Source organism: Gimesia aquarii, assembly GCF_007748175.1.
In the GTDB taxonomy this organism is placed as follows: domain Bacteria; phylum Planctomycetota; class Planctomycetia; order Planctomycetales; family Planctomycetaceae; genus Gimesia; species Gimesia aquarii_A.
On sequence record NZ_CP037422.1, the window covers coordinates 122,033 to 144,092 of the forward strand.

A 22,060-nucleotide genomic window follows, 5' to 3' on the forward strand; every position below is an offset into this window, starting at 1 on the left:
AACTTCTGATTTTGTAATAACTTGTGGCGTTATAGTATGGTCAGCGCGCATCATCAAACAGCGGTGTTGACAAGTAACGCTCTCCTGAGTCAGGTAGAACGACCACGATTGTTTTTCCTTCTGCTTCCGGGCGTTTAGCAATATCCATGGCAGCGTGCATCGCTGCACCACAGCTAATTCCACAAGTGATTCCTTCCTGACGAGCGATTTTTCCTGCCATTTCAAATGCCTCGTCATCTGTAACCTGTATGACTTCATCAATGAGTGATGTGTCACAGTTCTTCGGGATGAATCCCGCTCCAATTCCCTGAATCTTGTGCTTACCTGGTTCTCCTCCTGAGAGAACAGGGCTGCTCGTTGGCTCGACAGCGATGGACTTGATATTAAGGCCTTTTTCTTGTTTTAAATAACGTGATACTCCTGTAATGGTACCACCAGTCCCAACGCCAGCTACAAAGTAATCAATGTTGCCTTCTGTATCGTTAAAAATTTCGGGGCCAGTAGTCTTAAAATGGATTTCCGGATTCGCAGGGTTTTCAAATTGCTGAGCCATGAAATATTCAGGATTGCCAGCTAATTCTTCTGCTTTTTGGATTGCTCCTTTCATGCCATCAGCGCCTGGAGTAAGTACCAGATTGGCACCGAAGCCTTTCAACATCAAACGACGTTCTACTGACATCGAGTCTGGCATCGTTAGTGTTAACTTATATCCTCGAGCAGCACATACAAACGCGAGTGCAATTCCAGTGTTACCGCTGGTCGGTTCTACAACCTGCATACCTGGTTTTAGTTTCCCGCTTTTTTCTGCGTCCCAAATCATATTCGCACCGATTCGGCACTTCACGCTGTAGGCGGGATTTCGTCCTTCAATTTTGGCAAGTATTGTTGCCTTAAGCCCCTCAGTTAAATAATTGACTTTCACTAAAGGTGTTTGACCGATTGTTTCCGAGTTGTCTTTGTATATTGACATGTCTTTTTCTTTCAGCGAGAAGTAATTCTGGGAGAATCATCAAAGTATAGCCAAAGGCTTGATGAGTATGTTATGTGGTAAAGACGACTAAAGGGCTAAATCTCAACACCCCCTCGTCAGATTATCAGTATTATGTAAAATCATTGAGAAAGTGGCAATCCCTTTATTGAGCTGTAAAAAAAGTGGGCATGCATCAATGTGAATCGATATTAGTGCCTATTTTAACATGCTAAAAGTTGTCTAAATTGAGCGATTTGTTTAAGAGCTTTGATGATTTAAAATTCAAATCAAATTTTCAAAATGGATTCAAAATAAGGAATAATTTGTACTTGGAAAGCCTGTAAACTGAAATAACCGAAGAAGGCGGCAGCCCAAACCATTAAAACAAATCTCAAGGGACTGGTGCTGATGCTACGGCTCAGTATTTTCGTATTCATATACAACAATATCATTGAATAGAGAAACATCACTCCACCGTTCATGGCGGCGGAAGTTTCAATCAGAAATAATGGTTGCTTGAATAGAGGGTTAATTGAGCCATAAAGCAGAATTGCAGAACCCAGCAAAATTTCGCCCCAAAGAAATACGTAATAAAGTTTACTCAATGACCAGTTTTCATTTTCTCTTAAATAGTTCACTTTCAGGATATCAGCAGAGATACGGGCTGTTACGTCAAGGACTCCCAATTCAGTTGTGAGCAGTATGGCAGTACCCATAAGGAGGAAAAGCAATTTAAAGGTTCCGCCGAGCCGGTCTTCAAGAAGAGTTGCCTGTCCCCAGATAAAATTAAGGCCAGAACCAAACTGGGCCATGCCTTCTTTCAGTTGTCCATTTGCGTCATAAAACAAAGAATAAGAAATAAGTGATAATAAAACCAAACAAGCCAGACAGGTGAGAAAGAAGCTTAAGAAGTGTTCAATGTTGGCAGCGCGCCACCATTGCTGCCAGCGATTTCGATTTTCATCAGTATGTTTAAAGTGATATCCGGCTTCACTGGCAGCTTCATCTTGTCCGGTAATCGGGCTGGTAATTCGACCGATGTACTTGCCCATTCCATAGCCTTTATCTTTGATGAAATTACTTTGGCCAAGGTTCATGGTTCCGCCAGCGCCGGCAAATGCCAATGCCCCGAGAAGTGCCATAGTTGACAGACCACTGGATTTGTCAGGCATCTGCCCAATACTCACAGCTCCTTGCATCATAGATGTAATGGCATACGGTTTAATGAGATAGATACCGAGGATCACTGCGATGATAAAGATTGACCCGACCAGAAAAATCTGTATTTTTTCAACGGTGTTATAAACCACTGGCCCAGTTGTTAAGACAATGCCTACTAAGAGTAAGCCAGCAATTCCCAGAAACGAACTATACTTGGCCTCATATTGCAGGTCGTATCCTTGATTAATTTTGTTGAACAGTTCATTTGAACGATCTGTGCTCTGATTCTTAGTGAAAACGCTACTTAAGCTATTTCGTTCAGATCCATCCATGGATCCACGCCACTTCAAGGTGTTTGTTTCGGGAGAGTAAGAGGCTTTGACAGGTAAGTCTTGAAGTGAGAATTGAGACGCAGTTGGTTCTACTCGAACACTGGCGATGGTTTCTGGACCAAAAAAAGTCCAACTTAGCATGGTGCCAGCACCGGTTGCCCAACCCGGCCATGCCCACGGAATGATATTTAACAGTAGCATGATCCAGGCCCAGTGTTTGTTCATGCGACAGAAACCGATAATAGCAGTTTCTCCTGTTGCTAAGGTCCAACGCTCAATTTCCATATTCAAAAAAAACTGAGTGATCACACCCAATAGGCAAGCCCAGAAAAATAAAAATCCAGCTTTGTAAGTTATGTAAGGCCAAAGGACAAATTCACCTGAACCGAGTGAGAGCCCTGCCAACATAATGCTGGGACCGATCATTTTTTTCCAGGAGATAGCTGGTGGTAGGTCTTTGTACTTCAGAGGAGGTAGCGATTGGTGTGGAATCACCTCATCAGGGACTAATTCTTCATTGAGATCAGAGTGGATTTGATCTGCCATGGAAACCTCTTTTATGAACGGCGAGCTGAATTCAGAATGGTTTCATTCTAAGTCTGGAACATTTTATCCGCCACTCAACTTAAGACAGGATTGAGGGGAATAAGAAAATGCATCTTGGTTGATGATAACTCGAAAATTAGTCAGAATGGATTTTCTTAATCCAGGAGACTTGTGTGATCAAATGATTTAATGAGGCAAACGAAATATGCGCATTCGTTGCATATTTTGGTGAAGAGTTGGCAGGAAATGTGGCGAGGCTTGCATCACCTACCAGGAATACATTGAAATCGCGTGAGAGGTTTTCATAGCCGGCAGTGGTTTTACAGAAGCACATATCTGTTGCATATCCTGTTAAGAGGACGTGTCGAATGCCCTCTTTTTTCAAAAATTTCTTTAGTGGCTCATATCCCTCTTGGTCAAAGATCAAAACATCATCATCATGAACAGTAATATCGCTTGTAACGGGAACAGGTACATTCCAGAAACCTTTACCATTAAATCGATCGCCTGCGCTCAGGCCAGAAAATTGTTTGAAATAATCGATCACTGGCTGTTCTTTGGAAAGTGTCAGGCGATTAGGTAATGGCTCTCCTTGATAAGGTAAGCTCTTTAATTGTTTTGCGAGATCTTTTCGAGCCTGTTCTCGCTCGGTTTTTGTAGGATTATAGTCAAACGTGCGGTATAATTTTTTTCTGATAGGATCCACTTTACCGATAAGACTATACATAACCAGGGCAACATCTTTTCTGGAACGCTTTAAAAATGGATCAATGACCTCGCGTGTATGCCGTCCTGCAAGATGATTTTTTTCGGGCGTACAAAAGTCAGCAGCGCCAGCAGGCTCAGGAGTTTTCCAGCCTTGACCATCATCAATTCCCCAGGGATGGACCATGATCACGGCAGTTTTGTCAGCGCGAATTTTATTAGGAATTTCAATGATGCCTCGTGCATTATATGAAAATCTCCAGGCCCTTACACTCAAGTCTGCCCCTTCGTCATCAACTAACAATGGTGCCTCAAATCGTCTAAGCTCTTCAATAGGTTGAATAAATTCGGGGTGATCAGCCAATAATGGAGAGGGAGCTTTCAGTTTTTTTAATGTATTATGATAAACGCGTATTTCTTCACCAGCATTAGTGAGTTGTGAATTTAAAATTAAAGAGAATGTAAAGAACAAGCCAAAAAGTAAATCACGTGAACCAAACATCTTTACTGTAGCTCCTTTGATCTCTAAAAAATTGTGATATGGGTGGATTAGTTCTGATTCTAAGGAACGCGTTTTGCAATGTCGCTCAAGCCCACAATTTCAGCTTTGTCATTTTCTTGGTTAACAAGATTACAAATCAATTTGATAGTTTCAAATTTTGGATCTTCGACATACATAATGGATGGATGACACAGAAAATCAAATACACCCCCTTGTTTTATTGCTTGTTGCACGCATAGCTCAACAGATTTGAGAAAGTATTTTAATTTCCAGTATCCAGATCGAAAGGCCCCTACATCACTAATGGGACTCATTGGAATTTCAATCAGGCCAGTTGGATAGACGTAAGGTTGTGCTTCTTGTTGTGCGAGTAAGATCGATTGATAAATTTCCTCTGTGGGCTTTTCCTTAGGTTGGCTGTATTTATGTTTTGGGTATTTCGAGCTGACCCATTTAAACCCCTCCGCAAGCAACATTTTTTGCAAATCTGCTCGATTGTTAAGTGCATTACTGGAGCCACCAGGCGTTCTGAATCCATCAGGCACGATTCCTAATCGTTGTTTCATTGCTTCCGTGGTCAATCGAATATTTTGACGAATGACTTGTTCTGCCGATTTCCCACCGAGTAACCAGGGAGAACGTTGAAAACGAAATTGTGTTTTTTGAGGTTCAGTAGCCCATACATTGACATGGTCATAAGTATGATTTCCGATGGGATGGCCCATTTCTGAGATACTTTTAAGCCAGGTAATATCTTTTTGTTCTAGGACACGACCCACACAAAAAAAATGAATCAATCCACCTGATTGTTTCGCAATCTCAGCTGCTTTCAATGAATAGTCTTTGGTTTCTTTGTTTAGGTTACCTTTTTGAAAATCCCATTCGAATATATCCCTCTGCGGATATTGGCGGCTCATTTCTAGATCGAAGGTAATCGCAATTTGTGCTTTTTTTGGAGCGTGAGTTTCTGCAGATTGTGCGAATACTGTTTGTATTCCAAAGGCCGAGCCTGTTAGTGCAGTCAGGAATGACCGGCGAGAAATTACAGCGTTTGAGTCTGACATCAGCGTTTTTCCAATGCTATCAGTGATTTCAGCCGAGCAAAAAAACAGTTCTGGTGGCTTTTTTAAGCTTATTATATAAAAATCTATCGATGTTTCATCTAGTATCACTCGAGGCAATCATCAAATTAAAGGCTGGATTAGTATTGCACTGCAAATAAAGGGTTTTTGACAGAAGTTGGAATGGATAAATTCCAGAAAAAACAAAAATGTATATTGATTTGTTCACTGCATGGTGTTAAGATAATTTCTGTTGTTTTGGGGTGGTTTTGCCACAATTCCACATCTGCCAGGAGGCAGCCGCGTAGTGACCGCTGTAGGTGTCACTGAACTTTTTCTCGCGTTGTTTCTTTCCAAATCTAAATAAACATCGGACATCTTTGCATCCGATTTAATCAGTCTGAAGTTATTTTCCTGATGATGAATTGCGCACAGTGTGCGCGCTTTATAGAGATTTGAAAAACGGTGCTTGAAAAATTCTGGTAAGGTTTGGTCTCATGACGGAATCAAACGAATACATTGAGTCAGATAAATTTGCATTTGATCTTGTTGCAAATATTGTAAGTTCTCCGGGTGCTTTTCCTCAGACAGGAAAATACAGTAGTAAAATTTGGGCGCAGCTGTTTGGAATGACAGAAAAAAATTTTAAGGAACTTTTAAAAGAATCTGGCATCCCTTATTTTAAATTTGGAAGTAATGTCATTGTTGATGCACAAGATTTTTGGAAAAATCAGGGGCAGAAGGAATCATGAACGAGCTCAGATCGTTTGATGGATCGGGACAGATGGTAAATAGAATATCTTGTGGATTTGATTTACGCTTAGAAAAATGAACATGATTACTCAGTTGTCGAAAAGGCTATTAAAGATAAGAAATACTAAAAAATTTCTGATCTTAGCTCACTTTCTATTATGCCCCAAGCTAGAATTATTGGAGACCTTTAGTGATGATTAATTATCACTAAAGTACTTTTTTCTCTTGGTAGAAATTATATGATTTAGAAGCTATGGCAAGGTGCGATCAAGGTTATCTCTGCGTTGTGTGTGGTCGAGAGGTCGAGAAGATCGAGGACAGCGCACTCTATCTGCGTTATATTATTGGAGAAGTAGACGAAGATGAATTAAACTCGCAACCCGAGCATCATATTCGATGCAATCCTATTTTAGCTCAATTCATTATCGATGATCACTTTGAACCGGTTTTTGTAGAGGGACCATTTGATAAACGTGAACTCGATTCGTCTGAGGCTTTGCTAAGAGAGAAGTTAATCACTGATGGCTGGAGAAGACTATGCGAGGTAAAAAGCAAAAATATCACAATCAGTGAATTTCCATTAAAAGAATAATGAATCCTACGATGATTAGTAGATAAGTCGATTCCTGTCGCCGACTGTCTTTGAGACTAAGTTTATTTGGTTCTATTTAAGCACCTGTCGTTCTGTGCAACGACAGGTGCTTTTTTTTGCAAAATAGCGTTGTGCGACTCATGCCATTAACGAGTATTAGTGATCACAAATGTTGCTTCCTACTTCTGCTGATTACCGAGATCATAATGCCTCAAACAATACGTAAAGGGATTTTTATTCCAGCATGGGTGATTGCATGTGTTTTTTCTCCCATTATTGCTGGAGGTGTTGGAGCTGTTACGTGGACTGCCAAAACATTGATCGAACATAGTCAGCGACTAATAGAAATTGATGAAAAGCTCGATTCCAATAAAGAGTTACTCATTGAAATGGTGAATTCACATGAGAGGCGGATCAGTCGATTAGAAGACAAGGCTTTCGGAGAAAATTGATGATTGAAATCACGACTGACGATCTGCCAGCCAAGCTTGTCCAACTAATGGAAGGCCCCACACCTCCCGATTATTTTGTTTCGAATGGTTGTAGTTTCTCTCCGGATCGGTGGGGAGGTGTTGACATCAGGGCAGCCTGCCACTGGCATGATTATGCCTATCAAATAGGTGGTTGCAAGCAGGACCGCCAAATAGCTGATTCGTCATTTTATCGAAATCTCAGACGCTGCGACTTAGGAAAGTTCATGGCGAATATTTATTACCGCCGTGTGCGGTTGTTTGGAGTTGCTGCTTTTAACTGGGCTGAAGGGAAAGTCCCTTTGAATCCCTGGCATTACTGTTTACTGTTTTTTGAAAGGTACATTCAATGGTGAGGATAATCACTATTATCGTTGTGCTGATATTGGCCACTGTTGTGCAGGCTCAGGCATTGGTTCTCCGAACGGTGGGAAAGCGATGTACTGCTTATGGTTGCCACCAAATCATTGGTACGGGAGCTTGTGCCTACATCGGAAACATTGATGGCAGGTCGATTTATTTGACAGCTGCTCATAACCTGGAAGGGAACCCGGCAGTGTTTGTTGGCTATGCAGGCAGGTGGTGGCAAGCCAAAGTCATCCATAAGCGATATCAAAAAAATATCGATTATGCTGTGATCGAAACACAGAAAATATCAGCCAATAGATGTTTTAAAATAGCAGAGCATCAACCCGACAATGGTGTTGATGCAGTGGCTTATGGCTATGCAAATGGTATCTATAACATGAAGACCATCAGAGCAAAAATTCGAGTGAACAGAAATGGGAGATTCTTTTCGAAGCTCGTTGCCAAGGGCGATTCAGGTGGACCAATTGTCGTGAATGATCGCATTGTGGGAATAATTAAAGGTCACGATTACAAGAACACACTCTATACAGAATCTGACCTGATTAGAGTTGAGTTATTCAGAATTTATGGAAGGTTGCCCGCATGTGGGGGATCAGTGATTATTGCGGAAAACCCACCAAAGCCTGATACTCCCGTTCCAAAATATGATGAAGAAATCGCCATACTGGAGGGGGAAATTTCAAAATTACGAGAGCAGTTAGATCAGCTTTCAAAAACAAAAATACCAGTTCAAATCATAGGTTCAAACAATAAGGTCTTAAGCGAGCAAAAATACCTGCTTGGCGACCCTATTAAACTACGTTTTAAAGCCGTTAAAAAGTGAGGCCTCATAATGCCAGGCGGCGAGATTTTAGATGTTGAAATCCCTATTGAGGATGAAGGAGAAAAGGAGATGGCTGCTGTGGATTTATCGGAAAACGTTGCGAATCACATGTTGACGCAACTCATGCAAACCGGGACGGTGGCACAGAATAACTTTGTGACCGTTCAAAAAATTGTTGATTATGACTATTTGGAAAACAAGCGAATGGTAACCCTTGATGAAGCGGTTGGTATTCGTGAGGTTCAATCCAAAGTCAATCCAGGTGGGCCGGCTGCTGCCTAATGGACGATCCTCTGGAAGAATTAATCAGGCAAAACAATGAGTTTCATAACTGCTTGATTGAACAGAACAACGAGTTAGACCGAGCGTTTCAAAACGGAACGTTCGGTCAACTTGTACAATTATGGAGCGAAAAAAATGACGGAGGAGACCCAACCGAAGACGTGGCAGGAGAAGATAGCGAAACATTTTTGGTCAATCAAAGCAGGGGAGAGAGCGGAGAATTTGCGGCAAGCGAGCCGCCGATTTAACAATGTCGAATCGTTGGTGATGTCCACACGAGAAAAACTACTTGGGAAAGAGATCACAGACAATAATCGCCCAGAGGGTGAGGATATGCATATCGGAGACGACAATAGTGTAATTCATCAGTATCTGTCAGCAGAGAAGAAAGGAACTGCAGGTACAATCGCCAAGCTAACATTGGGTGCGGGAATGCTCGCTATGGGTGCAGGTGTGCCGATTGGTGGTTGGTTGATTGCAGACGCTTTGAAAAACAATTCAGTTAAAGAGGTCGTAATACCCATTGATAGCGATACTTTATTTGATTTAGAGCTGGTGAAGTAAGAATATAAATTGTTGTTCTGTTTGAGCACCCATGCTTAAATGCACCTCATGACAGCGCTGGACTTTCCTTTAGAATGAGCATTGAACTTCGTTTAAGACCTATGTATCCCTACTTGAAAAGGACTGTGACAATGCCTCATTTTATTGTTTATCTTGCTCGTGAAAAAAATCAACGTCCTGTAAAACGTCTTGATTGTGAAGCGCAAACACATGTATTGGCAGCAAAATTGATTGAAGCCGAATATCCCGATTTAGTTGTCAATTCAGTATTGGTAAAGCATGAACCGATTTCGTCCTGTGCCCGATGCGGAGCACCCATTTTTAAGGGTGATTATCACAAAGATCAGATACGTCAACGCTATGGAGCCAATCGCTGTTTGGACTGTATGTAATAGAATTTAAAACGAGTGATTATGTAAAATGAAAGATCGCGTAAAAAGCTTCCGGCGTATCAAAGCCTCACAACTCAAACGCAATGTGAAAAACTGGCGCGTTCATCCTCCATCACAAAAGTCAGCATTAAGTACAATTCTAAAAGATGTAGGGTTCGCTTCAGCTTGCCTTGTAAGAGATTGTAACAATGGGACGTTTGAATTGATTGATGGTCATTTACGCGCTGATCTCGCTGAAAATGAAAAAGTCCCATGTCTGATTTTGGATGTAACAAAATCTGAAGCCGATAAAATATTGGCAACATTTGATATGGTTACATCCATGGCAGGCACTGATCAGGTTGCATTAAATAAATTGATTTCTTCGATTTCTACCGAATCAAAGGAACTACAGAGTTTACTGAATACTCTGATGAGTCATGATTCTGAATTGTTGGAAATGGTAACCGGTAAAGACGAGTCACATCTCTTAACAGACTCTTTCAGTATTTTGATTGATTGCAAAGATGAATCCGAACAGATAATGCTTTTACAGCGACTGAAAAAAGAAGGTCTGACATGTCGCGCGTGGATATTATAAAGGAAAGTAATATCGTACGGACTCCTCGTGTCATGCAACTAGAGGGGATATTTGGCATTGCAGTTGAAAAAAAGAGCCGTGTTGAGTTTTCTGTAGAAATACCTCTAAATGATCATGCATGGAACATTGGTTTAATTGTCGGTCCTTCTGGATGTGGAAAGACTACCATTGCCAAAACGCTTTTCCATAAAGAGTTAATTGGAGACTTCAAATGGTTTGAAAACAAAAGTATTCTGGATTCTTTTCCTAATGATATGGGAATTAAAGAAATCACAGGCCTCCTTTCTTCAGTTGGTTTTTCTTCACCTCCCAGTTGGTTAAGACCTTTTCGTGTACTTTCCAATGGCGAACAGTTTCGAGTGACGATAGCACGGACTTTAGCCGAGCAACCAAAATTTGTGGTCCTCGATGAGTTTACGTCAGTAGTTGATCGGACTGTTGCTCAAATCGGAAGTAGTGCCATTGCAAAATCAGTTCGGAGAAGGCAGCAAAAATTTATCGCCGTTACGTGCCATTACGACATTATCGACTGGCTTAATCCTGACTGGATTTATCAACCAGCGTCTGAGGAATTTCAATGGAGGTGTGAAAGGCAGTCGCGACCCCCGATCTCCCTCAAAATTATTAACGTGCATCGAAGTGCGTGGTCTCTATTCCGGAAACATCACTATTTAGATTCAACAATTCATAAGTCTGCTAACTGTTTTATGGCATTAGTCGACGATAAGCCAGCAGCTTTCACTGCAGTGATTCATTTTCCACACAAAACAACCCCATCATTCAGAGAGCATCGAACAGTCTGTCTCCCTGACTTTCAAGGAGTTGGTATTGGAAATGCCATGAGTGAGTATGTAGCATCTCTTTACGTTTGCAAGAAACCGTACACAAGTGTCACAGGACATCCTGCCATGATTCGCCATCGAGCGAGGTCAAGTTTATGGAGAATGACTCGCAAACCATCTACAGTTCAGCATCAATATGGCTTTCAGCGAATCAGAAAAAGTCGAGTTTCTGGCAGTGCGGGAAGAATTACCGCCAGCTTTCAATTTATCGGTCCTGGACGAAGGAAAGAAGCAATGAGATTTGGCCTGATTTGAATAGAGCGAAAGCCCTCTGCCTCACAAGTATTACCATGCACAACAGCGCTTCCAGGCGGTGTGGCATTGAAAGGCTTCTGCAGACGGGACACCCGACTGAGTGCCACGAATCCTGCATTGCTGGAGCATAAGGTCTTGAAGAGGAGAGAAGCTCGAGTCCTTGCCGCGTTGTAATTGGCTTTGGTGGCAGTTGAGCATGTCCAGTTTTATGCTGACATATTCACTTACATCGATGTATAAATGTGGCTCAAATTGTGTCATGTTCACAGTATCCATCCACCAGAGAACAGGTGGCTGGTTCAAAGCCGGTGACGGTGTCTGGTTTCCAGTAGAGGCACTGAACCACGTAGCTGCTTCCGTGATAACAGAAGCAGCACGATGGTCTGCGTGATAGTCTAATGGCGAATGTGCCAATACAAGCGTTGGTGAAAACCGCCGCATGATCTCTGTTAAATTACGGCGCTGTTCCAAGTTGTCAAATAGGGCGCCATCCGGATTTTCACCAAAAAAGAGATCTGCACCAAGCAGTTTCGCAGCCATTTGCATTTCTTGACGTCGTGCTTCGGCTAGTTTCTCGATAGGTGGTTCTGGTTGTCCTTTGTCTCCTTGACAGAGTATGCATATTCCGACGGAAGCGCCTTCATGATGGGCACGCGCCAAAGTACCCGCGCATAATAATTCTGCATCATCGGGGTGAGCTACAACAGCGAGAATGCGTTCTTGTTGGAAGTTTAATTTCATTTTGCTCAACAGAGTTCATTACAAGTGGATTAAAATATAAAATTAACGTAGCCGAATGTCGGGGAGATCAGCAACGTATTCCGCAACTGTGAGAGAAACATCAGAGTGCGTTCGCAAAAGCGAAGCCGGGCAGTCGCCAGTAATGGGGCCTTGAAGGACTCTGCGAATGACCGAACTTTGCCAGATGCGGTTACAATAGAAGTGCTGTTCTTTAGCAGCAAGAATTTCTTTCATTCCAATCGTCACAGCGCGCCAGGGGATTATGGAAATTTCACCGCCTACGGTTACAGAGTTAATAGTTCTTGTTTCCCGGGTTAAATTGAGGTTACGGGTAGGTAGCTGTAAGAATTCTTCCGTTGGAATCATATGCCCTGGTTCGGGTGGTTCATTGAAGGCGATATGACCATTAATCCCAATCCCACCAAAGCAGGCATCTACTCCTCCCCGTTGATCGATTAATTGTTGGATAGCACCAACATTATTTGGATCGGGACAGATGCGATTTTCGGGTAAAGGTGATAATTCCGGATTCAATAAGTCATAGAATTTACGATTCATATAGCCACGAAAGCTGAGTGGGTGGGAGATATCGACCCATTGATCGTCGTCTGTCAGATATTCATCCATATTGATCAGCATGACATCTCTAATTGAGTATTGGTTTTGATTCAACATGTCAGCCAATATAGGATATTGATCGACGGGGCCAACAGGAACGATCAATGTGGCAGGGTGACCATTTTGCTCTGCCACTTTTATAGCCTTAAACATTGCCGTTGCCATATGTTGAGCAATCTCAGACATGTCTTTAACTACAGAAAGCTTAACTGCCGTTCCTTTAACTAAAGCGTCACGATTGATTTTAAGGTAATCAGGAAATTCAGTCGTCATTGTGTTGAGAGTACTTTTGCTTTGAGGCATGATTTAGCTTTGATAACTTATTTCAGCGTGAAATATTCATGGAATAAAATCGCAGCATAGAATTATCAAATCAGATGAACCTATAATAAATGTATTAGAACACAACAGGTCTTCGTGACCAATTGACTTCAAAAGTTTATGTTACGATTTTCAAATCATTTTATCTTGAGTAATGGAATTCACAATGAAATTGTTTCTGGATAGTGCAATCACAGATGAGATTAAGCACAGCCTTGAATATTGGGACTTGGATGGACTTACAACAAACCCCAAGCATATCAATAATTCTGGTAAGCCTTTTTTGAAAGTAATTGAAGAGATCGCAGAATTGTTCACTGGCACTGATAAACCTGTGAGTGTGGAAGTGGATCCACATATTACAGATTGGGAACAGATCGTAGAACAAGGAATCCAGCTTTCCAAAATGTCTCCTAATTTTGTAGTGAAAGTGGGCGCCAGCGAAGAAGGGTTTAAAGCGATTCGCGAGTTGACTAAGCAGGGAATTCGGACGAATGCCACTTTAATTTTTTCAGTTGCACAGGCATGGCATGCGGCTCGAGCGGGAGCGTACTTTCTCAGCCCCTTTATTGGATGGAAAGAAAATTATGGCGATTCGACAACAGAATTCATTCTGGAAGTCGCCGAAATGCTGGAACGACATCAGTATGATTCACAAATTATTGCGGCTGCGATTCGGAATGCTCGGCAGATTGCAGATGTTGCTCTTGCGGGAGCCCATTGTGTGACTGCAGGTCTTGTCGTGTATCAGGATAGCATGCAAAACCCTTACACAGTCCATGGAGAGAAAGTATTCCAGGATGCATGGGACGCGACGCCAAAAAGTTAGCTCTAGGCATTTTTAAATTCATGAATCTCTTCGCTTCAATGTTTCGATCAAGTCAGGACTTAGTATGTTCATTATCAGTGGTATTTGCTCTGGAATAACGCGGTTTGGTTTTCTTTTTTATTTTTTGAGTTTATTTCTATGCTTAGTATTATTCTCTACCGACAAGGCGTGTGCATTAGAGCGTTCAGAAAAACCGAATGTGATTATTATTTTTACAGATGATCAGGGATCTATTGATCTCAATTGTTATGGAGCGAAAGACTTGATTACACCCCATATGGATTCGATTGCCAAAAGGGGAATTCGGTTTACACAGTTTTATGCCGCGGCTCCTGTTTGCTCCCCTTCTCGTGCAGGTTTGTTGACAGGTAAGTTTCCTCAGCGAGCGGGTGTTCCCGGAAATGTTTCATCGAAACATGGCAAAAGTGGGATGCCTGCCGAGCAGGTTACGATTGCCGAAATGTTAAAAGATGCAGGATATCGAACAGGGCATGTGGGTAAGTGGCACTTGGGTTATACAGAAGAAACAATGCCAAATGGACAAGGATTTGATGAATCGTTTGGCCATATGGGAGGCTGCATCGATAACTATTCCCACTTCTTTTACTGGAATGGTCCCAATCGACACGATTTGTGGAAAAACGGAAAAGAAGTATGGCATGATGGTACATATTTTCCTGATCTGATGGTTCAGCAATGTCAGAACTATATCAAAGAACACAGAGATGAACCGTTTTTTTTATATTGGGCGATCAATGTTCCTCATTACCCCTTGCAGGCAACTGATAAGTGGCGAAAGAAATACGCACATCTTCCTAGTCCACGAAATAAGTATGCTGCGTTTGTTTCTACGATGGATGACTGTATCGGCGAAGTATTAAAAACACTTGATGAGTTCAAACTTCGTGAAGATACAATCGTCATTTTTCAATCTGATCATGGGCATTCACAGGAAGAAAGAACATTCGGGGGGGGAGGTAGCGCAGGACCTTTTCGTGGCGCCAAGTTTAGTTTATTTGAAGGAGGGATTCGTGTCCCTGCCATGATTTCCTGGCCTGGAACAATCGCCAAGGGAGAAGAACGTCATCAAATGGCAACAGGCTGTGACTGGCTACCGACCATCGCAGAACTAACTGGTACACCTCTTCCACAACAAAAACTAAACGGGAAAAGTCTAAAAACAGTCATTGATTCATCAGAAGCGCAGAGCCCCCATCGTGATTTCTATTGGCAAATTGGTAAAAGCTGGGCCATTCGAGAAGGTGATTGGAAGTTATTGGGGAATCCTCGTGATACGAGTCAGCAAGGTCAACTTACCAAGCAGGATCAACTTTTTCTAGTAGACCTATCGAATGATCCTGGCGAAAAACGCAATCTTGCTGCCAGCAATCCTGCGAAACTAGAACGCCTTAAGCAAATTTATCGTCGCTACCAGACATCGCTCTCGAAATGAAGCTGAGCCTTCTAAAAGCAAAAATAAGATACGAACTATGAACCAGCCAAATAAACGAACTCGAACAAAAGTTAGCTCATTGGGTTGGACAGTTACAGTAGTTCTTTTTCTGATTATCTACTTAGTGATTCAAGGCGAGAGAAACCATACGAATGATCAATCGGTTTTAAATTCTGAAGAGTCGAGAGCACAAAACGTTCTTGATCCTTTTAAAGAAGCGAGTCGTCAATCAAATCTTGAAAAAGAGTTAGAGGCTCAACAATCGGATCTGGTTCAGCAAAATGAAACTGATATTTCAAAATCAAAGAACTATCCGGTTACCTCTTCACAAGTATCTAAAAAACAGACTCCAGCGAATTCGAACCGACCACCACCACTAAACTCTTCAAAACAATCAAAAACTGCAAAGCCCAGTCTAGAATTAGGACAGCTCCGAGATTTAGGCAGTAAAGTCTGGGAGTCAGCTGCCGGTTTAAAATATGGCCCCGGTAGCCGGGAAAAACATCGGCTACTCCATGTTATGCGTCATGCTGAAGATCAGCCTAACCGTCCAGGGAAACATGGAGTTTTTGCTGGGGAGGGCAATAGAAAAAAGGTACTTGCATTAATTGATGAGGCCTATCTTCAAGCGAACAAGGGTCGAAAGAGCGTAGAGAAAAAAAAGGAAAGGAATCGAATCGTCTATACTGTAGACATGGGGCGTCGTATTGGATTTGTTGGAGGTCAGGTTGGTAACAAACAGGGGAAGCCTCCTGCCTTCAAAATACGATTAATACTCGAAGGAACCAATGTGATCACAGCATTTCCTTTGTGATGTTTTGAGGGCAAGGTCAAAATTTATGTACTACGTTGGGACTTGTCCCTTTTGTGAACAAGGGAACTTAGGAATCCGCATCTGTAGCAAAGAAAGTGATGTGGTGATTTTGTGCGATGAATGCGACGCGGTTTGGCTTTCAACTTATTTAGACAGTAAGCCCCTGTTTCCTGAGCAACCACTTCTTCCTTGTCCTTATTGTCAGGGAAATCTGTCTGAAGAGCCTGCACACTGGGCCAACTTTGGGGAGATTTATAGGTACGGCTGGATTTATACTATCAAAGGAGAAAGGGATGAGTTTTAAAGCGAATTATCTTAAAAGACTATTTCTAATGTGCGTTTCTCTTTTAGAATTTTAGATTCGATTTTGATAGTGTCGCGAGTTGCGGGAATTTTTGAACCTGGGACTTTTACGATTAATTGTGAGACTCGCTTCTTTACTGGTAAGTAACCCCCTTTTTTTACGGGTCTAACTTCGCCTTTGAGCTGGGGTGTAAAGGTCGAGTTTGGCCAACGGACGTCCCAGGGAATTGATTGGCGGTGCTTATCAGTTCCAAGTACCATTCCCGATAAATCTGAAGCGCGATAACGGGTTGATTTGTAACTATAGGGTAGTTTGACCTGAATAATAATCAAATAATCTTCGTTGAGGTCTGGATCCTTGGGAACTGTCCAGGCTGTAAAGCTTCCGACAGTAACAGCATTTCCCATTGGTTTAAATTTAAAATCGCCTCCCCCATTTCCTTTTCCGTCTCCATCTTCTTCTCCTTCACCTTTTCCGAGATGCATAGAGAAATCTTCTTCAATTTCCTTTAGTGTCGAATCATTCTCACCTGTCAATGTTTTTACCGGCTGCATAATATTGAATTCGGTGGTTTTTCCACCTGCTTCTTCATCAATGCGTGTGTCCAATGGGTCGTTTAAGCCAAAGTTATCTTTGTCATCTAGGCTGGCAAGTGTCGAGAAATCATCATTTCCCTGGATGCCACCCACAATGACTATCGCCATGATTGTCAGAGCGGTCGAATGAAAAAGAAATGAAATTAAGTATCCCGTCGCTGTGAAACTGGCAATCCAAATGACTGCCTTTTCTTTAAATGAAAGGACAGGCTCATCATCCTCTTTGGCTAGTGACTGAGGTTGAGCAGAAAAACTCTGTCTCTTCATTTGTGATGAATGAGATAAATTCATCACATCTTGAGTTGCAGAATTAGTTTGATTCGACATGGAAATCGTAGCCGACTGGGATAAAACTGTCTGGAGATTCTGAGAGAGTTCTTTACCAGACATTTCTATTTTGTTTAAATTCATTGGACGCGATCTCACATCAAACTGCATAAACAATGGGAGATGGCCCGACCGATAGATCTTAGATTTGAATATGCTCCTAATTATAATTATATATCGGAACGATTAGAATTGAATTCTTTTTTTCTTAAGAAGTAAGAGATAATCGGCAAAACCGGAAGCAGAATGCAAAAAGCCCTTTTTACTGTACAAACAGGTCGAGTTAGACCTCGAAATTCTAAATGGATGCTACTTTTAGTCGGTTAGACTAAACAAGAACACGATGAAGTTCTTGTACGGTCGTAACTCCTTCAAGTATTTTTGCTTTACCAGAGTCTTCCATGGTGGTCATTCCCGAGCCAATTGCCATCTTTTGGATTTCTGTTTGTGATGCTCCTCTAAGAATGGCATCTCGCAATTCACCTTGAATTCCAAGTGTTTCAAAAATACCTGTACGACCTACGTAACCAGTCTGAAAACAATGCTCGCAACCAGCTCCTTTTGCTATTTTAGATTCTGACAATTGATCTGAGTTGGTTCCAAGATATTCACATGCTCCCGCATCTAGTTGATCAGGTATTCTGCATTTTTCACAGATACATCTAATTAAACGTTGAGAAATGATGCCCTGGAGACTATCCGTGATAAACATTGAAGGTATTCCAAATTCTCTGAATACGTCAATTGCAGCAACGGCATCATTGGAGTGAAGAGTCGAGAGTACACGGATACCAGTGAGTCCTGCTCTGACGGCAATATGTGCCGTTTCAGAATCACGGATTTCTCCTACCATGATTACGTTAGGATCTTGTCGAAGAACTCCCCTTAAGGCTTCGGCAAAACTAAACCCAATTTTGGGGTCTATTTGAATTTGATTGACACCTTCGATCCGACGTTCAACTGGGTCTTCAATCGTTGACAGACTCATTTCGGGTTGGTTTAGGTAGTCGAGACAACTATAAATGGTTGTGCTCTTTCCCGAACCTACGGGCCCAACACTCAAGATCATTCCGTAGGGAGCATGGCAGTATCCGGTAATCTCGGATATCTGATGATCGCTGAGTCCTAATTCGTTAAATTCTGTAAAACGCTTATGGTCTGGCATTAGTCGCAAGACGAGTCGTTCACCGTGAATAGTTGGACCTGAACCAACTCGAATATCACGGCGATTTTGAAGTGTCTCATTATTAATGTGACCATCCTGGGCAAGGCGTCTCTCAGTGATATCCATATTTGCAGCTAGTTTGAGCCGTGAAATGACTGAGGCAGCGGCTTCTTTGGGAAGCTGTATAATATCATGCAACATACCATCTACTCTCAAACGAAGTCGCAGACCATCCTCGAGAGGGTCCAAGTGGATATCAGTCGCCTGTAACTGAAAAGCTCTTTCCATCAATAGGTCAACGAGTGGTCCTGGACCTACGACATCGACTAGTTCTCTTAGCTCTGCCTGTAGTGCCTGCTGGCGTCCCTCTTTCTTGTTTGCATTATCTGGTTTCTCTGACATCACTTTGACTCTTTCTGTCCTAACATTAATCGCTGAATTGGGTTTATCGAATCTAGAAATCGTTTATCATCAACCTTTAGATAAGTTTGACTAATCCGATTCCACCTAAGATGATGCTACAAGTCAGAACTACCACTCCCATAATTCTCAAATTTTTTCTTCGGTCTTTCAGAGCGGTTGCTCCAAGAAGTACTCCCGCAACTGAGAAGGAGATCGTAGCAATTAATGTGGATTTTGGATTGAGATTTAGGGAGTCACTTATATATAGAGCAAAACAAGCAGCGGCAGACAAAAGTGCAACAATGCCCAAGAGTATTGGCATAGAGAAAATACGTCGCCTTTCGATCCGTTCTTGTTTTAAAGCCTGACTTAAATGCGCAATTGCTTCTTCTTCACTAGAGTAAATACGCCAAACTTTTTGGAGCCCGGAAATCTTAAGCACCTCTTCTACCATATCACTGGTGTTAAGAATCGCCGTTTTTCCACCTTGTTCATCAACCAGTTTCCACACTTGAATAACAACAGCAACCAACGAACTGCTGATGTAAGTCAGTTTTGTTAAATCAATGATAACTGATGGACTCTTTTGGTTTTTGAGTTCCAGAAGGAGTAGGTCCCCTAAAGCCTCTAATTCATTCCAGGCAGATTCATTCAGTTCTGGAAGGAGTTGAACCTTGAGGTGGTCATTGACAGTGGTAATGAGGTAAGGAACTTCTTGGGTAGCCATAAACCAATCTCCAACTAATCTCGATACAGACTGTATCGGGGCCCTGCATTAGCTCAATGTTTCATCATTGCATACTGGTTTTTGTCACTGCTTTAGTGATAGCAATAAATTTCTGAATCTGATTCAAAATAGCAATGCAGTTTGATTTTACCTATCTCAATTCGGACCAAAGTACAAGATTTAATAAGTATTTCTAGAGAAACGAGTTTGCTTAATTACATATTAACAAATGCGAATTACAATTTTTATGTAGTGTGAGTGCATAAGGGTTCAATTGATCACTTCAAGGCTGTGTAGACTGAGTTGAGATGATGATTTCAACACAAATTGCGAAATATCCATTAACATTAACAATGTCATAGTGAAAGCCACTTTGACGTTCTGGATATTATGTCAAGTTTTCTGAAGGTAGGGATTGTATCTGCCAGCCAAGTTAGAAAGGTCAAACAGTTAAATACCAAACAGTTAGCCGAAATTCAGTTTGACTATGGTTTTTTGGCGTACTTATAATTAAAGAATGACCGATTTCACAAAATAGGTTGTTTTTGCGCACAAGTTGTGGGTAGTATTTTACATTACACGTCTGAGAATCGTGATGAATTCTGAATATTGGCTTCTATTTAAAGCCAAGCGATGATGAAAACGGATTCATTTCTAGCTTGTATTCAATGAAAACAATTATTATCTCGAGCTTAGATCGAAGTAGATAGATAAAACTCAAATTATAAATCATAATTAGTTTGAACCAGTAAATAAGATAAAGGTCTCTTTAGAGATCCAGGAATGCATCAATGACCCGTTTTAGTAAAATCCTGTTAGTACTAGTGCTCTTTGCTAGTATCGCTTTTATGGGATTTGCCGCAGTTAGTTCAGTGGGAGGCCCCAACTGGCAAAAAGAGGCAGCCAAAATGACGGACTACCTGTTTGAACCTCAGCCAGGTGAGATATTGACATGGTCAGTTAAAACCAGACGGGGGGGCGAGCAAATTTCAACGTCTCCTGTTTTAGCAAAAGTGATCGTTGCTGCTCAGAAGCATAAGATTCAACAGCAAAACGAAAAAATTGATCAAATCACAAAGACAATACCACCCTTAGAAAAAGCAAAAGCGAATTGGGAAAAGATCAATAAACTGGATCGTGAGGCAATGGATTTAATGGCAGCAGAATTGAGTCAAAAAATTGCTGCCTTGGATACTGAGATCACTCAACTTGCCAATGAGGGAATTAAAATCAGCCAACAGACATTAGAAGTGAATCAAGAAGCAGCTGAACGAAGGTCTGATGTTTTTCGGTTACAAGATCAGATTGATGAAATTCGGAATGAAAACTATTTAGCACAAGAGCAACAAAAAACGCTACGTGATTATATTGCCAGGATCGAAGGTAAAGTACAGCGTCTTCAAAGGCAGAAGGAATTGCTGCAGAAGGCAGTTAAGGGTACTAACTATGAAGAAAATAGCATCTCACAAAAATAACGGAATTTTAACTCAAGTGCTATCAAAACAAACTCGTCATTTAAATTAAGTATTTAGGAGCGATTAGATGTCGTTTGTCGGCAAAATACTGGTCGTCGTTCAAGTTATTCTCAGCGTCTGTTTCATGGGCTTTGCAGGGGCTGTATATACAGCCCAAAATAATTGGCGCGCAGAGAGTAAAAAACTTGAAGGTAATTTAAAAAACATACAGACAAGTATGGCTGAATTAGAATCTGAGTACAGTAATTATAAAACTGAAACGACTCAGAAAGTAAATGATGCTCTTAGTGAAGCACAAAAAGCTAAGGCTGCGAATAAGCTTCTAGAGCAGCAGAGTAAGTCTTACCAAAACCAGTTAGAAACAGTACGTGCTGAACGAGATACTTCGGTGGCACAGGCAGAAACGACTGGTGAGGAAGCAAAGTTTCGACGTCAGGAATCAGGCAGACAACGAGTTGTCAATAAGACACTTCACAATACCGTCAACGACTTGCGAGCAAAGATTAAAAATTTAGAAGATACAATTTTTACTCAATCAATTCGAGAAAAGAATTTGGTTGCTAAGCAAAATAAGCTGCTGAATGAACTCAAATACTTAAATAAAATTGTTGCTAACCTTGGAGTCGACCCTAAGGATCCGGCGATTGCTGGTATGCAGTCACCTCCACCTGCAGTGGAAGGTTTGATTCTCAATACCAAAAAGGATAAACGAAATGGAACTAAGTTTGTCGAAGTTTCATTGGGAAGTGATGATGGTCTCAGCAAAGGGCATCAATTGTTCGTTTATCGTTTTGGTACTAAAGCCAATGGAAATCGTCCTAAATATCTTGGTAAGATTGAACTTGTATATGTAGATCCTGATAAAGCTGTCGGGACTGTTATTGACGCTGCTAAGAATGGCGTAATTGAGAAAGGTGACCATGTCAACTCGAAGCTCTAAATCAAAAGGAAAAGCCGCCTCAGGTGAGTCAGGGGGCCCCAATATCTACGTAGGACTGCTTTTTGTTTCATTGGCTGCCTTGTTATTTGGGATCTTATTTCTTGTAATGGAATTAAGCAGCTATAATTGGGAGTTAGGCGGCTAAAATT

At 41.6% G+C, this 22,060-nt stretch carries 26 protein-coding genes; 17 read left to right on the top strand and 9 right to left on the bottom strand.

The features are described 5' to 3' along the window. Nucleotides 1-40: 40 nt before the first annotated feature. The 4 genes from cysK to V202x_RS00515 form a co-directional block, all read right to left on the bottom strand. Nucleotides 41-970 carry a cysteine synthase A gene (gene cysK / locus V202x_RS00500; RefSeq protein WP_145170202.1) on the bottom strand — a complete coding sequence of 310 codons (930 nt, stop codon included), beginning with the start codon at nucleotides 968-970 and terminating at the stop codon, nucleotides 41-43. 287 nt (nucleotides 971-1,257) lie between these two features. Continuing rightward, entirely contained in the window at nucleotides 1,258-3,009 is a 1,752-nt protein-coding gene (locus V202x_RS00505) for an Nramp family divalent metal transporter (RefSeq protein WP_145170204.1), read from the bottom strand. A 136-nt stretch (nucleotides 3,010-3,145) separates the two neighbouring features. After that, nucleotides 3,146-4,216, bottom strand: a complete 1,071-nt coding sequence (locus tag V202x_RS00510; protein WP_145170206.1) for an isochorismatase family protein — start codon at nucleotides 4,214-4,216, stop codon at nucleotides 3,146-3,148. A gap of 59 nt (nucleotides 4,217-4,275) precedes the next feature. Then, nucleotides 4,276-5,280, bottom strand: coding sequence for a polysaccharide deacetylase family protein (locus V202x_RS00515; protein WP_145170208.1), 1,005 nt, complete (start codon nucleotides 5,278-5,280; stop codon nucleotides 4,276-4,278). Between the two features lie 494 nt (nucleotides 5,281-5,774). On the opposite strand from V202x_RS00515, the gene V202x_RS00520 reads away from it, so the two are divergent. From V202x_RS00520 to V202x_RS00570, 11 genes are all read left to right on the top strand, one after another. Then, nucleotides 5,775-6,029 carry a hypothetical protein gene (locus tag V202x_RS00520; RefSeq protein WP_145170210.1) on the top strand — a complete coding sequence of 85 codons (255 nt, stop codon included), beginning with the start codon at nucleotides 5,775-5,777 and terminating at the stop codon, nucleotides 6,027-6,029. Between the two features lie 254 nt (nucleotides 6,030-6,283). Beyond that, nucleotides 6,284-6,622 (top strand): hypothetical protein, encoded by a 339-nt coding sequence (locus tag V202x_RS00525; RefSeq protein WP_145170212.1) that lies wholly within the window; start codon nucleotides 6,284-6,286, stop codon nucleotides 6,620-6,622. 206 nt (nucleotides 6,623-6,828) lie between these two features. After that, nucleotides 6,829-7,074, top strand: a complete 246-nt coding sequence (locus V202x_RS00530; protein ID WP_145170214.1) for a hypothetical protein — start codon at nucleotides 6,829-6,831, stop codon at nucleotides 7,072-7,074. Then, complete coding sequence (locus V202x_RS00535) at nucleotides 7,074-7,448, top strand: hypothetical protein (RefSeq protein WP_145170216.1); 375 nt, start codon at nucleotides 7,074-7,076, stop codon at nucleotides 7,446-7,448. Before V202x_RS00530 ends, V202x_RS00535 begins: the two co-directional genes overlap by 1 nt. Continuing rightward, the gene (locus V202x_RS00540) at nucleotides 7,442-8,284 is read left to right on the top strand and encodes a hypothetical protein (protein ID WP_145170218.1); all 843 of its coding nucleotides are present in this window, start codon (nucleotides 7,442-7,444) and stop codon (nucleotides 8,282-8,284) included. The genes V202x_RS00535 and V202x_RS00540 overlap by 7 nt, the downstream gene beginning before the upstream one ends. A gap of 9 nt (nucleotides 8,285-8,293) precedes the next feature. Then, on the top strand, nucleotides 8,294-8,566 hold the full coding sequence (locus V202x_RS00545) for a hypothetical protein (RefSeq protein ID WP_144979819.1): 273 nt from the start codon (nucleotides 8,294-8,296) through the stop codon (nucleotides 8,564-8,566). Beyond that, nucleotides 8,566-8,814 (top strand): hypothetical protein, encoded by a 249-nt coding sequence (locus V202x_RS00550; RefSeq protein WP_145170220.1) that lies wholly within the window; start codon nucleotides 8,566-8,568, stop codon nucleotides 8,812-8,814. Before V202x_RS00545 ends, V202x_RS00550 begins: the two co-directional genes overlap by 1 nt. 19 nt (nucleotides 8,815-8,833) lie before the next feature. Continuing rightward, nucleotides 8,834-9,130: a hypothetical protein gene (locus V202x_RS00555; protein WP_145170222.1), complete on the top strand. Its 297-nt coding sequence runs from the start codon at nucleotides 8,834-8,836 to the stop codon at nucleotides 9,128-9,130. A 131-nt stretch (nucleotides 9,131-9,261) separates the two neighbouring features. After that, nucleotides 9,262-9,522, top strand: coding sequence for a hypothetical protein (locus V202x_RS00560; RefSeq protein WP_145170224.1), 261 nt, complete (start codon nucleotides 9,262-9,264; stop codon nucleotides 9,520-9,522). 28 nt (nucleotides 9,523-9,550) lie between these two features. Next, on the top strand, nucleotides 9,551-10,102 hold the full coding sequence (locus tag V202x_RS00565) for a ParB/RepB/Spo0J family partition protein (RefSeq protein WP_145170226.1): 552 nt from the start codon (nucleotides 9,551-9,553) through the stop codon (nucleotides 10,100-10,102). Continuing rightward, complete coding sequence (locus tag V202x_RS00570; protein ID WP_145170228.1) at nucleotides 10,081-11,199, top strand: AAA family ATPase; 1,119 nt, start codon at nucleotides 10,081-10,083, stop codon at nucleotides 11,197-11,199. Before V202x_RS00565 ends, V202x_RS00570 begins: the two co-directional genes overlap by 22 nt. A 30-nt stretch (nucleotides 11,200-11,229) precedes the next feature. Here the strand turns inward: V202x_RS00570 and V202x_RS00575 are convergent, their stop codons facing one another. Together V202x_RS00575 and V202x_RS00580 are read right to left on the bottom strand one after the other, a co-directional pair. Then, nucleotides 11,230-11,940, bottom strand: a complete 711-nt coding sequence (locus tag V202x_RS00575) for a PIG-L deacetylase family protein (RefSeq protein ID WP_145170230.1) — start codon at nucleotides 11,938-11,940, stop codon at nucleotides 11,230-11,232. Nucleotides 11,941-11,982: 42 nt separating this feature from the next. Further along, a complete protein-coding gene (locus V202x_RS00580) occupies nucleotides 11,983-12,831 on the bottom strand; it encodes a glucosamine-6-phosphate isomerase (RefSeq protein ID WP_197993148.1) in 849 nt (282 codons plus the stop codon). 214 nt (nucleotides 12,832-13,045) lie between these two features. On the opposite strand from V202x_RS00580, the gene V202x_RS00585 reads away from it, so the two are divergent. The 3 genes from V202x_RS00585 (at nucleotide 13,046) to V202x_RS00595 (ending at nucleotide 15,975) form a co-directional block, all read left to right on the top strand. Continuing rightward, on the top strand, nucleotides 13,046-13,708 hold the full coding sequence (locus tag V202x_RS00585) for a transaldolase family protein (protein WP_145170234.1): 663 nt from the start codon (nucleotides 13,046-13,048) through the stop codon (nucleotides 13,706-13,708). A 199-nt stretch (nucleotides 13,709-13,907) separates the two neighbouring features. Then, the gene (locus V202x_RS00590) at nucleotides 13,908-15,161 is read left to right on the top strand and encodes a sulfatase-like hydrolase/transferase (RefSeq protein WP_232098749.1); all 1,254 of its coding nucleotides are present in this window, start codon (nucleotides 13,908-13,910) and stop codon (nucleotides 15,159-15,161) included. Between the two features lie 37 nt (nucleotides 15,162-15,198). After that, nucleotides 15,199-15,975 carry a hypothetical protein gene (locus tag V202x_RS00595; protein ID WP_145170238.1) on the top strand — a complete coding sequence of 259 codons (777 nt, stop codon included), beginning with the start codon at nucleotides 15,199-15,201 and terminating at the stop codon, nucleotides 15,973-15,975. A 315-nt stretch (nucleotides 15,976-16,290) separates the two neighbouring features. On the opposite strand, the gene V202x_RS00600 is transcribed toward V202x_RS00595, so the two are convergent. The 3 genes from V202x_RS00600 to V202x_RS00610 all read right to left on the bottom strand — a co-directional run bounded on the left by V202x_RS00600 (nucleotide 16,291) and on the right by V202x_RS00610 (nucleotide 19,496). Further along, nucleotides 16,291-17,286 carry a hypothetical protein gene (locus tag V202x_RS00600; RefSeq protein WP_145170240.1) on the bottom strand — a complete coding sequence of 332 codons (996 nt, stop codon included), beginning with the start codon at nucleotides 17,284-17,286 and terminating at the stop codon, nucleotides 16,291-16,293. Between the two features lie 244 nt (nucleotides 17,287-17,530). Beyond that, complete coding sequence (locus V202x_RS00605; protein ID WP_145170242.1) at nucleotides 17,531-18,769, bottom strand: GspE/PulE family protein; 1,239 nt, start codon at nucleotides 18,767-18,769, stop codon at nucleotides 17,531-17,533. A 76-nt stretch (nucleotides 18,770-18,845) separates the two neighbouring features. Beyond that, nucleotides 18,846-19,496 (bottom strand): STAS domain-containing protein, encoded by a 651-nt coding sequence (locus V202x_RS00610; protein ID WP_145170244.1) that lies wholly within the window; start codon nucleotides 19,494-19,496, stop codon nucleotides 18,846-18,848. Between the two features lie 791 nt (nucleotides 19,497-20,287). Here V202x_RS00610 and V202x_RS00615 point away from each other — a divergent pair. From V202x_RS00615 to V202x_RS27300, 3 genes are all read left to right on the top strand, one after another. Beyond that, nucleotides 20,288-20,971 (top strand): hypothetical protein, encoded by a 684-nt coding sequence (locus V202x_RS00615; RefSeq protein ID WP_145170246.1) that lies wholly within the window; start codon nucleotides 20,288-20,290, stop codon nucleotides 20,969-20,971. A 67-nt stretch (nucleotides 20,972-21,038) separates the two neighbouring features. After that, the gene (locus tag V202x_RS00620; RefSeq protein WP_145170248.1) at nucleotides 21,039-21,911 is read left to right on the top strand and encodes a hypothetical protein; all 873 of its coding nucleotides are present in this window, start codon (nucleotides 21,039-21,041) and stop codon (nucleotides 21,909-21,911) included. Continuing rightward, nucleotides 21,892-22,056 (top strand): hypothetical protein, encoded by a 165-nt coding sequence (locus V202x_RS27300; RefSeq protein ID WP_197993149.1) that lies wholly within the window; start codon nucleotides 21,892-21,894, stop codon nucleotides 22,054-22,056. The genes V202x_RS00620 and V202x_RS27300 overlap by 20 nt, the downstream gene beginning before the upstream one ends. The last annotated feature ends 4 nt before the right edge of the window (nucleotides 22,057-22,060 follow it).